Source organism: Pseudomonas sp. COR18, from assembly GCF_048568395.1.
GTDB classification, from domain to species: Bacteria; Pseudomonadota; Gammaproteobacteria; order Pseudomonadales; family Pseudomonadaceae; genus Aquipseudomonas; species Aquipseudomonas fuscovaginae_B.
In genome coordinates this window covers 4899857-4912234 of record NZ_CP183808.1, presented here as the reverse complement: position 1 = coordinate 4912234, position 12378 = coordinate 4899857, and the positions used below count along the sequence as shown (strand labels likewise).

General features: G+C 63.8%; 13 protein-coding genes. 7 read left to right on the top strand and 6 right to left on the bottom strand.

Annotated elements, in window-relative coordinates; genetic code table 11:
- The first annotated feature begins 68 nt into the window (after positions 1 to 68).
- From tusD to ACM62G_RS22475, 6 genes are all read left to right on the top strand, one after another.
- A complete protein-coding gene (tusD, locus tag ACM62G_RS22500) occupies positions 69 to 461 on the top strand; it encodes a sulfurtransferase complex subunit TusD (protein WP_273823246.1) in 393 nt (130 codons plus the stop codon).
- 1 nt (position 462) lies between these two features.
- Positions 463 to 825, top strand: a complete 363-nt coding sequence (gene tusC, locus ACM62G_RS22495; RefSeq protein WP_273823245.1) for a sulfurtransferase complex subunit TusC — start codon at positions 463 to 465, stop codon at positions 823 to 825.
- Positions 825 to 1124: a sulfurtransferase complex subunit TusB gene (gene tusB, locus ACM62G_RS22490; RefSeq protein ID WP_273823244.1), complete on the top strand. Its 300-nt coding sequence runs from the start codon at positions 825 to 827 to the stop codon at positions 1122 to 1124. Before tusC ends, tusB begins: the two co-directional genes overlap by 1 nt.
- Positions 1121 to 1456 (top strand): TusE/DsrC/DsvC family sulfur relay protein, encoded by a 336-nt coding sequence (locus tag ACM62G_RS22485; protein ID WP_273823243.1) that lies wholly within the window; start codon positions 1121 to 1123, stop codon positions 1454 to 1456. Before tusB ends, ACM62G_RS22485 begins: the two co-directional genes overlap by 4 nt.
- Positions 1453 to 2454: a glycosyl transferase family protein gene (locus ACM62G_RS22480; RefSeq protein ID WP_273823242.1), complete on the top strand. Its 1002-nt coding sequence runs from the start codon at positions 1453 to 1455 to the stop codon at positions 2452 to 2454. Before ACM62G_RS22485 ends, ACM62G_RS22480 begins: the two co-directional genes overlap by 4 nt.
- A gap of 91 nt (positions 2455 to 2545) precedes the next feature.
- A complete protein-coding gene (locus tag ACM62G_RS22475) occupies positions 2546 to 3544 on the top strand; it encodes a glutathione S-transferase family protein (RefSeq protein ID WP_419735572.1) in 999 nt (332 codons plus the stop codon).
- 52 nt (positions 3545 to 3596) lie between these two features.
- On the opposite strand, the gene cysG is transcribed toward ACM62G_RS22475, so the two are convergent.
- Genes cysG through ACM62G_RS22445 form a run of 6 tightly spaced genes read right to left on the bottom strand, consistent with a single transcriptional unit; the run spans position 3597 to position 11098 of the window.
- Entirely contained in the window at positions 3597 to 4991 is a 1395-nt protein-coding gene (gene cysG, locus ACM62G_RS22470) for a siroheme synthase CysG (protein ID WP_054057245.1), read from the bottom strand.
- Positions 4992 to 6272: a serine--tRNA ligase gene (gene serS, locus ACM62G_RS22465; RefSeq protein ID WP_054062804.1), complete on the bottom strand. Its 1281-nt coding sequence runs from the start codon at positions 6270 to 6272 to the stop codon at positions 4992 to 4994.
- Positions 6273 to 6288: 16 nt separating this feature from the next.
- Positions 6289 to 6663, bottom strand: a complete 375-nt coding sequence (crcB, locus tag ACM62G_RS22460) for a fluoride efflux transporter CrcB (protein ID WP_054057243.1) — start codon at positions 6661 to 6663, stop codon at positions 6289 to 6291.
- Entirely contained in the window at positions 6660 to 7985 is a 1326-nt protein-coding gene (locus ACM62G_RS22455; protein ID WP_273823240.1) for a replication-associated recombination protein A, read from the bottom strand. Before ACM62G_RS22455 ends, crcB begins: the two co-directional genes overlap by 4 nt.
- 19 nt (positions 7986 to 8004) lie before the next feature.
- Positions 8005 to 8628, bottom strand: a complete 624-nt coding sequence (gene lolA, locus ACM62G_RS22450; RefSeq protein WP_017903657.1) for an outer membrane lipoprotein chaperone LolA — start codon at positions 8626 to 8628, stop codon at positions 8005 to 8007.
- Positions 8629 to 8686: 58 nt separating this feature from the next.
- Positions 8687 to 11098, bottom strand: a complete 2412-nt coding sequence (locus ACM62G_RS22445; RefSeq protein ID WP_054057241.1) for a DNA translocase FtsK — start codon at positions 11096 to 11098, stop codon at positions 8687 to 8689.
- A gap of 295 nt (positions 11099 to 11393) precedes the next feature.
- On the opposite strand from ACM62G_RS22445, the gene trxB reads away from it, so the two are divergent.
- Complete coding sequence (trxB, locus tag ACM62G_RS22440; RefSeq protein WP_419735571.1) at positions 11394 to 12344, top strand: thioredoxin-disulfide reductase; 951 nt, start codon at positions 11394 to 11396, stop codon at positions 12342 to 12344.
- Positions 12345 to 12378: the final 34 nt, after the last annotated feature.

Sequence of the window (12378 nt, the reverse complement as noted above, 5' to 3'; positions counted from 1 at the left end):
TGACCGCGATTTAGCTTCTTGGGGAGTCTGGCCTTATCATGGCGACAGATTCGCTGACAGAGCCTTCCATGAAGTTTGCCATTGCGCTGTTTTCCCCCCCCCACGCGCCCTCTTCCCGACGGGCCCTGCTGTTCGCCCAGGCCCTGCTCGCCGGCGGCCATGACATCGTGCGGCTGTTCTTTTACCAGGATGGCGTGCACAGCGCCTCGGGCAACGTGGTCACCCCGCAGGACGAACAGGACCTGCCACGGGAATGGGCGAATTTCGTCAGCGACAACCAGCTCGACGGCGTGGTCTGCATTGCCGCGGCCCTGCGCCGGGGCGTGCTGAATGACGAGGAAGCCCAGCGCTACGCGCGCTCGGCGGTGAACCTGGGCGCCGGCTGGGAACTCTCGGGCCTGGGGCAATTGCATGATGCGGTGCAGACCGCCGACCGCCTGATCTGCTTCGGAGGGCCTTGAGATGTCCAAGTCTCTGTTGATTATCAGCCGCCAGTCGCCGTGGTCCGGACCGAGCGCCCGCGAAGCCCTGGATATCGTCCTGGCCGGCGGCGCCTTCGATCTGCCCGTGGGCCTGTTGTTCATGGATGACGGGGTGTTCCAGCTCATGCCGGGGCAAACGGCCAAGGCCGTGCAGCAGAAGGACCTGACGGCCAACCTGAAGGCATTGTCGCTGTTCGGCGTCGAGGACCTGTTTGCCTGCCGCGACAGCCTGGCCGATCGTGGCATCCTCGCCGACCAGGTGGCCAGCGCAGACCTGAACCTGCTGGCGACCGAAGAAATCGTCGCGCTCGTTAATCGTTATGACCAGGTGATCACGCTCTGATGTCGACCTTGCACGTATTGTCCCACTCCCCTTTCACCGACAGCCGCCTGGGCAGTTGCCTGCGCCTGCTGGGTGTCGAGGACGCCCTGCTGCTTTGCGGCGACGCGGTATACGCCCTGCAACCCCGCAGCCTACCGCTGGAAGCCCTGGAAGAGCGCGCCGCCACGCTGCGCCTGTTCGCCCTCGACGAGGACCTGCAGGCCCGCGGCCTGGAGTGCCCGAGCTGGGCCACACGCGTGGACTACCCGGGCTTCGTCGAATTGTCGGTCCGGCACGATAAGGTCAATACCTGGCTATGAATACCCTGACGGTGAACGGGCGGGACATCGCCCTGGACAAGGACGGTTACCTGGTTGAACTGAGTGACTGGTCGCCCGAGGTCGCCGGCGCCCTCGCCGCCCGTGAAGGCATCGAGCTGAGCCCCGAGCACTGGGAGATCCTCGAACTGCTGCGCGGGTTCTACCGGGAATTCGAGTTGTCACCGGCCACTCGCCCGCTGATCAAGTACACCGCCTCGAAACTGGGCGTGGAAAAGGGCAACAGCCTGCACCTCAACCGCCTGTTCAATGGCACTCCCGCCAAACTGGCCGCCAAGCTGGCGGGCCTGCCCAAGCCGACGAACTGTCTATGACCGAATACGCGCCGCTGATCACCGAAACACCCGAGGAACATCCTTTCGCCCCATTCGTACGCATCCTTGGCAAGGGCAAGCGTGGCGCCCGCGGCCTGAGCCGCGAGGAAGCCCGTGAGTCCATGGGTATGCTGCTCGACGGGAAAGTCGAAGAGACCCAGCTCGGCGCCTTCCTGATGCTGTTGCGGCACAAGGAGGAAAGCCCGGAGGAACTGGCCGGCTTCACCGAGGCCCTGCGCGAACGGCTCGATGCCCCATCCCTGCAGGTCGACCTGGACTGGCCGACCTACGCCGGCAAGAAACGCCACCTGCCCTGGTACCTGCTGGCCGCCAAATGCCTGGCCCAGAACGGCGTGAAGATCCTGATGCACGGCGGCGGCGCCCACACCGCGGGCCGGCTGTACACCGAACAGTTGCTGGAAACCCTGCAGATTCCGCTGTGCCGCACCTGGCAGGCCGTCGGGCAAGCCCTGGCCGCCGGCAACATTGCCTTTGCGCCCCTGGTCGACTGGGCCCCCCAGCTGCAACGGATGATCGACCTGCGCAATACCCTCGGCCTGCGCTCGCCGATCCATTCGCTGGCCCGCGTCCTCAACCCGCTGGGGGCGCGCTGTGGCCTGCAGAGCATCTTCCACCCCGGCTACCAGGCCGTGCATCGCGAAGCCAGCCGCCTGCTGGGTGATACGGCCATCGTGATCAAGGGCGATGGCGGCGAGATCGAGGTCAATCCCGACAGCGCCAGCCACCTGTACGGCACGGCCAACGGCGAAAACTGGGATGAGGAATGGCCGGCGTTGTCCGAGCAGCGCCATGTGAAGCCGGCGTCGCTGGAACCCGAACACCTCAAGGCGATCTGGCGCGGCGAGGTCGAGGACAGTTACCCGCAACTGGCGCTGCTGTCGACCATGGCACTGGCCTTGCGCGGGCTCGGCCTGCCTCGTGAAGAGGCGTTCGAACAGGCCCGGATTTACTGGGCCGCACGAGACAAATCGATTTAATCGATCATTCAACCCCAGGTTTTGCGCTATTTATTCGAACGATTCTCTTTAGACTGGGCTCCAACGCATGACTGCCAAGGAGTTTTTCTAGATGGGTCTCTTGATCGAAGGCCGCTGGCACGACCAGTGGTATGAAAGCAGCAAAGACGGCGCCTTCCAACGCGAGCAGGCGCAGCGCCGTCACTGGGTGACCGCCGATGGCCAGCCGGGCCCCAGCGGCGAAGGCGGCTTCGTCGCCGAGGCCGGTCGCTACCACCTGTATGTTTCCCTGGCCTGCCCCTGGGCCCACCGTACGCTGATCCTGCGCAAGCTCAAGGGCCTGGAAAGCCTGATCGACGTTTCGGTGGTCAGTTGGCTGATGCTGGAAAACGGCTGGACCTTCGACAAGAGCCATGGCTCCACGGGCGATCACCTCGATGGCCTGGCATTCATGCACCAGCGTTATACCGCCGACACCGCCGACTACACCGGCCGGGTGACTGTGCCGGTGCTGTGGGACAAGAAGCTCAAGCGCATCGTCAGCAACGAGTCGGCCGAAATCATCCGCATGTTCAACAGCGCGTTCAACGGGCTGACCGGCAACACCCTGGACTTCTACCCGCAAGCCTTGCGCCCGGTCGTCGATGAGTGGAACGAACGGATCTATCCGGCGGTGAACAACGGCGTGTACCGGGCCGGCTTCGCCACCTCGCAATCAGCTTATGAAACGGCTTTCGACGCGCTGTTCGTCGAGCTGGATCAGCTGGAGCGGCACCTGTCGCAACATCGCTACCTGGCCGGCGAGTACCTGACCGAGGCGGATGTACGGCTGTTCACCACGATGATTCGTTTCGACGCGGTGTATCACGGTCACTTCAAGTGCAACCTGCGGCGCATTGCCGACTATCCGAACCTGTCGAACTGGCTGCGGGAGATGTATCAGTGGCCGGGTGTGGGCGAGACGGTGGATTTCACCCATATCAAGGGGCATTACTACGCCAGCCACCGGACCATCAACCCGACAGGTGTCGTGCCCAAGGGGCCGGAACAGGATTTCACTGGCAGCCATGACCGCGAGCGGTTGGTGGGGCGTGGGGTGTGGAAGAGCTGAGAGAGGTACTGCAGGAGCCGAAGACCCGCTCCTGCAGGTTTGTGTTGCTGGATCAGACCTGACCCTGGGCGCCTTCGAACCAGGCCAGTTTCTCGCGAAGCTGCACCACTTCGCCGACGATCACCAGGGTCGGCGCATGCACTTCATGCTCCGCCACCAGTTGCGGCAGGTTGGCCAGGGTGCCGGTGAACACCCGCTGGTTCGCCGTGGTGCCCTGCTGGATCAGTGCCGCCGGGGTGTCCGCCGAACGACCGTGCCGGATCAGTTGTTCGCAGATCACCGGCAAGCCGACCAGCCCCATGTAGAACACCACGGTCTGCGCCGGCGCCACCAGGTCGACCCACGGCAGGTCGGTGCTGCCATCCTTCAGGTGACCGGTGACGAAGCGCACGGACTGCGCATGGTCACGATGAGTCAGCGGAATCCCGGCGTAGGCCGAGCAACCGCTGGCCGCGGTGATACCCGGCACCACCTGGAATGGAATGCCCTGGGCCGCCAGTTCCTCGATCTCTTCGCCACCCCGACCGAAAATGAACGGATCGCCGCCCTTCAGGCGCAGCACCCGCTTGCCCTGTTTGGCCAGCTCGACCAATTGCCGGTTGATCTGGTCCTGGGGCACGGCGTGATCGGCGCGGCGCTTGCCGACGTAGATACGGTCGGCATCCCGACGGCACAGTTCGAGGATCGCTGGCGCCACCAGGCGGTCGTAGAGCACCACGTCCGCCTGCTGCATCAGGCGCAGGGCACGGAAGGTCAGCAGGTCGGGGTCACCCGGACCTGCGCCCACCAGATACACCTCACCCGACGCATTCGGGGGCGTACCGTTGATCTTCTCCACCAGCAGCCGCTCGGCCTCGGCGCCCTGCCCGGCCAGTTGCCGATCGGCGATCGGCCCCTGGAACACCTCTTCCCAGAAGGCGCGACGCTGCTGCACAGCCGGGAACAGTGCCTTGACCTGATGACGGAAACGCGCCGCCAACCCGGCCAACTGGCCATAGGTCGACGGAATCCAGGTTTCCATCTTGGCCCGGATCAACCGCGCCAGCACCGGTGCGTCACCGCCGCTGGACACCGCGATCACCAGCGGCGAGCGATCGACGATGGCCGGGAAGATCACGCTGCACAGGGCTGGCGCATCCACCACGTTGACCGGTACGCAACGCCGCCGGGCATCGGCGGAAACCTGGGCATTGAGCGCTTCGTCATCGGTGGCGGCGATGATCAGCACGCAACCATCCAGGTCGGACTCGACATAACCGCGCAACAGCATTTCGCCGCCGCTGCCGTCGATCAGCTCGCGCAGCTGGCTTTCAATCTCGGGAGCAACCACCCGCAACAGCGCACCGGCGTCGGCCAGCAGGCGAGACTTGCGCAAGGCAATCTCGCCGCCACCGACCACCAGGACACGGCTGCCGCGCAGGTTGTGAAACAGCGGCAGAAATTCCATTTAGCCGATGACCTCGATGCCGCCCATGTAGGGCTTGAGCACTTCCGGTACACGGATCGAACCGTCGGCCTGCTGGTAGTTCTCCAGCACCGCCACCAGGGTACGCCCCACCGCCAGGCCGGAGCCGTTCAGGGTGTGGACCAGTTCCGGCTTGCCGGTTTCGGCATTGCGGAAACGCGCCTGCATGCGGCGGGCCTGGAAGTCGCCACAGTTGGAGCACGAGGAAATCTCGCGGTACTTGTCCTGGCTCGGCACCCAGACTTCGAGGTCGTAGGTCTTCACGGCGCTGAAGCCCATGTCGCCGGTGCACAGGGCCAGGACGCGATACGGCAGTTGCAGCAGTTGCAGGACCTTCTCGGCGTTGGCAGTCAGGCCTTCCAGCGCTTCCATCGACTTCGACGGCTCGACCACCTGGACCATCTCGACCTTGTCGAACTGGTGCTGGCGGATCATGCCGCGGGTATCGCGACCCGAGGCACCGGCTTCACTGCGGAAGCACGGGGTGTGGGCGACGAATTTCAACGGCAGTTGCTTGGGATCGAGGATCTCGCCGGCGACGATGTTGGTCAGCGACACTTCGGCGGTCGGGATCAGGTACAGATCGGCTTCGCCGTCGCGCTTGATCTTGAACAGGTCTTCCTCGAACTTCGGCAACTGGCTGGTGCCCATCAGCGCCGGCGCCTGCACCAGGTAAGGTGTGTAGGCTTCTTCGTAACCGTGCTCGCTGGTGTGCAGGTTGATCATGAACTGCGCCAGGGCGCGGTGCAGGCGGGCAATCGGGCCGCGCAGCAGGGCGAAACGGGCGCCGGACAGCTTGGCGGCGGTTTCGAAGTCCAGCCAGCCGAACTTCTCGCCCAGGGCGACGTGGTCCTGGATCGGGAAGTCGAAGGCGGTCGGCGTGCCCCAGCGGCGCACTTCGACGTTGCCGTCCTCGTCGGCACCCACCGGTACCGATTCGTGGGGCAGGTTGGGGATACCCAGCAGGATCTGGTCCAGCTCGGACTGGATGGCGTCCAGCGCGGCCTTGCCTTCCGTCAGCTCGGTGCCCATGTTTTCGACGCTGGCCATCAGCGGCGCGATGTCTTCGCCGCGCTGCTTGGCCTGGCCGATACTCTTGGAAACCGCATTGCGCTCGGCCTGCAATTGTTCGGTGCGGGTCTGCACCACCTTGCGCTGGCTTTCCAGCTCTTCGATGCGGGCGACATCGAGGCTGAAGCCACGGGAGGCCAGACGATCCGCTACGTCCTGGAGGTTGCTACGTAACAGTTTGGAATCGAGCATGTCGGTTTCTCGTTATTCAGAGTTTGGTCAAGGACAGGCCAGCCCAGGTTGCGAGCAGCCCGCCGAATACGCTCAGGGCCGCATAGCCCAGGGCCACCAGCCCCTGCCCGCTTTCCAGCAGGCGAATCGTATCCAGTGAAAAGGATGAAAAGGTGGTCAGGCCGCCAACGAATCCCACGATCAGGCCGGCGCGGATTTCCACCGGGACCTCGGGGCGCAGCAAAAACAGGCCGTAGAGCACGCCAATCACCAGGCAGCCCACGATATTAACGGCCAACGTCGCGGTATAGAAGTGCCTGGGCCAATTGGCATTGATCAGATTGCCTGCGGCAAAACGTACCAGGGTGCCGATGATGCCGGCGACGGACACCGCGATTACGGTGCGGATCACGGTTTTCTCCGTTGTCTCGGGCTCTGCCGATCCAGCGCGGCGAGGTGGTTGAGCTTCTCGCCGATCTTAAGCTCCAGCCCGCGCGGAACCGGCTGGTAGAAGGCCTGCGGCTGCAGTTCCTCGGGGAAATAGTCCTCGCCGGCGGCGTAGGCGTCGGGCTCGTCGTGGGCATAGCGATACTCCTCGCCATAGCCCAACTGCTTCATCAGCTTGGTCGGGGCGTTGCGCAGGTGCAGCGGAACTTCCAATGAGCCATGTTCGGCCGCACTGACCATGGCGGCCTTGAAGCCCATGTACACCGCGTTGCTCTTCGGCGCGCAGGCCAGGTAGGTGATGGCCTGGGCCACCGCCAGCTCGCCCTCGGGGCTGCCAAGGCGTTCCTGCACATCCCAGGCCGCCAGGCACAGGCTCAGGGCCCGGGGGTCGGCGTTGCCGATGTCCTCGCTGGCCATGCGCACCACCCGCCGCGCCAGGTACAGTGGATCGCAGCCGCCGTCGAGCATGCGCGCGAACCAGTACAGCGCGGCATCCGGGTTGGAACCGCGAATCGACTTGTGCAGCGCGGAAATCTGGTCGTAGAAGGCTTCGCCGCCCTTGTCGAAACGCCGACGGGTATCGCCCAGCAGGCTCTGCAGCAGGTCGACGCCGATCTCGCCACCGTCTTCGGCCAGGTCCGAGGCGTTCTCCAGCAGGTTGAGCAGACGCCGGCCATCCCCATCCGCCGCCGCCAGCAGCATCTGGAAACCCTCGTCGCCCAGGCTCAACCGGCGCTTGCCCAGGCCGCGCTCTTCAGTGAGGGCACGCTGCACCAGCTTGCGCAGGGCCGCCTCGTCGAGGCTCTTGAGCACATAGACCCGCGCCCGCGACAGCAGGGCGTTGTTCAATTCGAACGAGGGGTTCTCGGTAGTGGCGCCGATAAAGATCAGCGTGCCGTCCTCGACATAGGGCAGGAACGCATCCTGCTGGGACTTGTTGAAGCGATGGACTTCGTCGACGAACAGGATCGTACGCCGACCGTACTGGCCTGCCTGCTGCTTGGCGACTTCTACCGCCTGCCGGATCTCCTTGACCCCGGCGAGCACCGCCGACACGGTTTCGAAGTGGGCGTCCGAGACTTCCGCCAGCAGCCGCGCCAGGGTGGTCTTGCCTACCCCGGGCGGGCCCCAGAAGATCATCGAATGCAGTGCGCCCTGCTCCAGGGCTTCGCGCAACGGCTTGCCCCGGGCCAGCAGGTGCTCCTGGCCGACGTACTCATCCAGGTTGGTCGCCCGCAGACGGGCGGCCAGGGGCTGGGCGATCGGGGCACGGCTGAACAGATCCATGGGCTGCGTTTGAAACCTCTTATTCCTGGATGACGTCAGCACCCTTGGGGATGTCGAACTTGAAGCGGGCCGCATCGATCGGCTCGTTGGCCTTGACCCCGGTGAACAGCAGATTGGTGCGCTGGCCGACGCTGTCGATCAGTTGCATGTCGTTGACCAGGCCGTTGCGGAACGACAGGCGCAGGCTGTCGAACAGGGTGTCCTTGGTTTTCGGCTTGAGCACGAAGTCGATCACGCCACCGGCTTCCTTGGCAGTGATATCGAAGCTCTCGCTGATCTTCGACACGTCACCGGACAGCAGCAGCGCCGGGGTCTGGGTCAGGCGCAGGTCGAGCTTCTTGATGGTCACCTGCTCCAGGTCCGGGTCCCACAGGGTGACCTTCTGGCCATCGGAAATCATGGTCTGCTCCTGCGGCGCATCGGTGTGCCAGTAGAACAGCCCCGGGCGCTTGAGGGACATCTCGCCAGCGGTTTCCTGCAACTGGGTTCCGCTGCCATCCAGGGTCAGTTGCGAGAAACGCGCGGTGAGGGTCTGGGATTTTTCGAGCAACTGCGTCAGGCGCGCCACATCCTTCTGGTCGGCATGGGCCGACAAGGTGGTCAACGCCAGAACCGGCAACAACAGCATGCGAATGACACGCATGGGAGTCCTCATGGAATTCGTTTGAAGGATATGCCGCATGATCGCATGCGGCACGGAATCAGTCGCGCATCGGCCCGGGCGCAATCACTTCGCGCGAACCGTTGGTATTCATGGCCGTCACCACGCCGGCCATCTCCATGGCCTCGATCATCCGGGCGGCCCGGTTGTAACCGATCTTCAGCTTGCGCTGCACTGCGGAAATCGAAGCCCGGCGGCTTTCCAGGACGAACTGTACCGCTTCGTCATAGAGCGCGTCGGTTTCGGCATCCTCTTCGCCGCCACCGCCACCGCCGCCCTCGAAGCCGCTGCCGGCCTCTTCGACGCCGTTGAGGATGTCGTCGTTGTACTCCGGGGCGCCACGCAGTTTCCACGCCTCGACCACGCGGTGCACTTCATCGTCGGAAACGAAGGCGCCGTGAACACGGATCGGCAGGCTGGTACCCGGCGGCATGTAGAGCATGTCACCATGGCCCAGCAACTGCTCGGCACCGCCCTGGTCGATGATGGTCCGCGAGTCGATCTTGCTGGACACCTGGAACGCCATGCGGGTCGGGATGTTGGCTTTGATCAGGCCGGTGATCACGTCCACCGACGGCCGCTGGGTCGCCAGGATCAGGTGGATGCCGGCCGCCCGCGCCTTCTGGGCGATACGGGCGATCAGTTCCTCGACCTTCTTGCCGACGATCATCATCATGTCGGCGAATTCGTCGACCACCACCACGATGGTCGGCAACTTGGTCAGCAGCGGCGCTTCGTCGTGGATGCTTTCGCGGTTGTACAGCGGGTCCGGAATCGGTTCGCCGCGTTCCTGGGCTTCCTTGATCTTGGCGTTGAAACCCGACAGGTTGCGCACGCCCATCTTCGCCATCAGCTTGTAGCGCCGTTCCATCTCGGCGACGCTCCAGCGCAGGGCGTTGGCGGCGTCCTTCATGTCGGTGACCACCGGGCACAGCAGGTGCGGAATGCCTTCGTAGATCGACAGTTCGAGCATCTTCGGGTCGATCATGATCAGCTTGGCGTCTTCCGGGCCGGACTTGAACAGGATCGACAGGATCATCGCGTTGACCCCCACCGACTTACCGGAACCGGTGGTACCGGCCACCAGCAGGTGCGGCATCTTCGCAAGGTCGGTGATCACCGGCTTGCCGCCGATGTCGTGGCCCAGGGCCAGGGTGACCGGCGACTTGGCGTCGTCGTATTCCGGGGTCGACAGCACCTCGCGGAAACGCACGATCTGCCGGTCCTCGTTGGGAATCTCGATCCCCACCGTGGTCTTGCCGGGGATGACTTCCACCACCCGCACGCTGGTCACCGCCAGCGAGCGCGCCAGGTCCTTGGCCAGGTTGGCGATACGACTGACCTTCACCCCGGCCGCCGGCTGGATTTCGTAACGGGTAATGACCGGGCCCGGATGGATCGAGTCCACCGACACTTCGACGCCGAACTCCTTGAGCTTGATTTCCAGCAGGTGGCCGACGGCCGCCAGGGATTCGGGAGAATGGTTGAGCTGCTTTTTCGCCGCCTCGTCGAGAATCGAGATCGGCGGCAGGGTGCCTTCGACCGCGCTGTCGACGAACAGCGGCGCCTGCTTCTCCTTTTCCACCCGTTTGCTCGGTTGTGGCGGCTTGGCCGGAGCCGGCATGATCACCGGCGGGATCTGCTTCTCGCGCTCGGACATGTGCTTGCTCAGAGCCTGTTCGCGCTCGATCAGGCGTTCCTTGGCCTTGGCCTGCTCGCGCTTGTCGGGAACGGCCGGAGCCACCACTTCGTGGACGCGGTCGTCCACCTCACGCAGTTGCGCCACCAGTTGCTTGCGCTCGGTACGGGCCGCCCACCAGCGGTTCAATGCCCCCTGGAACAGCTCGAACAGGTCGAGGGTGATCTTGCCGGTGACATCCATCACCTTGAACCACGACAGGTCGGTAAACACCGTGAGGCCGAACAGGAACAGGGCGATGAACAACAGGGTGCTGCCCTGGATATTCAGGGCGTTGCGCGCCAGGTCACCCAGGCTCTCGCCCAGGGCTCCGCCGGCACCGGCTGGCAGGCCGGTCGGCGAATGGAAATGGATATGCGCCAGGGCCGCGCCCGAGAGCACCAGGAATACCAGGCCGATCAGGCGCCAGGAGAACAGCCAGCCACTCCACTGCCAGGGTTCGTGACGCTGGCGAAAGATCTGGTAGGTCTTGATCGCCAACAATAATGGAAATACGTAGGCGAAGTAACCCAGCACCATGAACAGGATATCGGCGCTGTAGGAGCCGGCAGGGCCGCCGAAGTTCTGCACGTCATCGATCTTGCTGTTATGACTCCAGCCCGGATCGTCCTTGCCGTAAGTCAGCAAGGCCATCATCAGGAACAGGCACAAGGCGCCGATGGCAATCAGCGCGCCTTCCTTGAGGCGATAATGCAGTTGCTGGCGCCAGAGTGGCACCACTGCTTTAGGCGGTGTTGCGGTGGATTTCTTCAAAACGCGTCTTTTCCTGCGCCCGAGGCGCGCCCAGCTGTTGATTGACGACAAAATACTGCCCACTCGGGGCCAGTAACAGTTATCCGGCAAACCGCGGCTATTTTAAATATCAGCCCCTTATTATCGGTATTTGCCACTCCGGAAACTATCATCCTTACATGATGAACATTGTACGGGTTTGCGCGCCCGATGCCACGCCGCTGCCTCCTGGGTGTAGCATAGCCAACAGCGCTGTTCATGCCGCTCAATTTGAGCATGCATTCTCTTTTGTGACAAAGGCTTATGAGGTGTTTTTATGAACGAAGCCAAGCATTCGCGCCTGATCATTCTCGGCTCCGGGCCCGCCGGTTACAGTGCCGCCGTCTATGCCGCCCGTGCCAACCTCAAGCCTGTCGTCATCACCGGCCTGCAAGCCGGCGGTCAGTTGACCACCACCACCGAAGTCGACAACTGGCCAGGCGATGTCGAGGGCCTGACCGGGCCGGTCCTGATGGAACGCATGCAGAAACACGCCGAACGCTTCGACACCCAGATTGTCTACGACCACATTCACACCGCGGAGTTGCAACAGCGGCCGTTCATTCTCAAGGGTGACAACGGTACCTACAGTTGCGATGCACTGATCATCGCCACCGGCGCCTCCGCCCAGTACCTGGGCCTGCCCTCCGAAGAGGCGTTTGCCGGCAAAGGTGTTTCGGCCTGTGCCACCTGCGATGGCTTTTTCTATCGCAACCAGGTGGTTGCGGTGGTCGGCGGCGGCAATACGGCGGTCGAGGAAGCCCTGTACCTGGCCAATATCGCCAGGGAGGTACACCTGGTGCACCGTCGCGACAAATTGCGCGCGGAGAAGATTCTCCAGGACAAGCTCTTCGAAAAGGCCGCCAACGGCAATATCCGCCTGCATTGGAACCAGCAGCTGGACGAAGTGCTCGGCGATGCCAGCGGCGTCACCGGCGCCCGCCTGCGCGACAGCAACACCGGCGAAACCCGGGAGTTGCCGCTGGCCGGCGTGTTCATCGCCATCGGCCACAAGCCCAACACCGATCTGTTCCAAGGGCAATTGCCGATGCGCGATGGCTACCTGCTGGTGCAGGGCGGCAGCGAGGGCAATGCCACGGCAACGCAGATCCCCGGCGTGTTCGCTGCCGGCGATGTGGCCGACCACGTCTATCGCCAGGCCATCACCTCGGCGGGCGCAGGCTGCATGGCGGCGCTGGATGCCGAGAAGTACCTGGACGACAACTGACACCGAAAGGCACCGCGATCCTTGCAGGAGCGTG

Coding starts and splice junctions, on each gene's coding strand:
- tusB (WP_273823244.1), top strand. CDS start 825: ATGTCGACCTTGCACGTATTGTCCCACTCCCCTTTCACCGACAGCCGC.
- lolA (WP_017903657.1), bottom strand. CDS start 8,628: ATGCGTGTCATTCGCATGCTGTTGTTGCCGGTTCTGGCGTTGACCACC.
- tusC (WP_273823245.1), top strand. CDS start 463: ATGTCCAAGTCTCTGTTGATTATCAGCCGCCAGTCGCCGTGGTCCGGA.
- ACM62G_RS22480 (WP_273823242.1), top strand. CDS start 1,453: ATGACCGAATACGCGCCGCTGATCACCGAAACACCCGAGGAACATCCT.
- tusD (WP_273823246.1), top strand. CDS start 69: ATGAAGTTTGCCATTGCGCTGTTTTCCCCCCCCCACGCGCCCTCTTCC.
- ACM62G_RS22485 (WP_273823243.1), top strand. CDS start 1,121: ATGAATACCCTGACGGTGAACGGGCGGGACATCGCCCTGGACAAGGAC.
- trxB (WP_419735571.1), top strand. CDS start 11,394: ATGAACGAAGCCAAGCATTCGCGCCTGATCATTCTCGGCTCCGGGCCC.
- cysG (WP_054057245.1), bottom strand. CDS start 4,991: ATGGAATTTCTGCCGCTGTTTCACAACCTGCGCGGCAGCCGTGTCCTG.
- ACM62G_RS22455 (WP_273823240.1), bottom strand. CDS start 7,985: ATGGATCTGTTCAGCCGTGCCCCGATCGCCCAGCCCCTGGCCGCCCGT.
- serS (WP_054062804.1), bottom strand. CDS start 6,272: ATGCTCGATTCCAAACTGTTACGTAGCAACCTCCAGGACGTAGCGGAT.
- ACM62G_RS22475 (WP_419735572.1), top strand. CDS start 2,546: ATGGGTCTCTTGATCGAAGGCCGCTGGCACGACCAGTGGTATGAAAGC.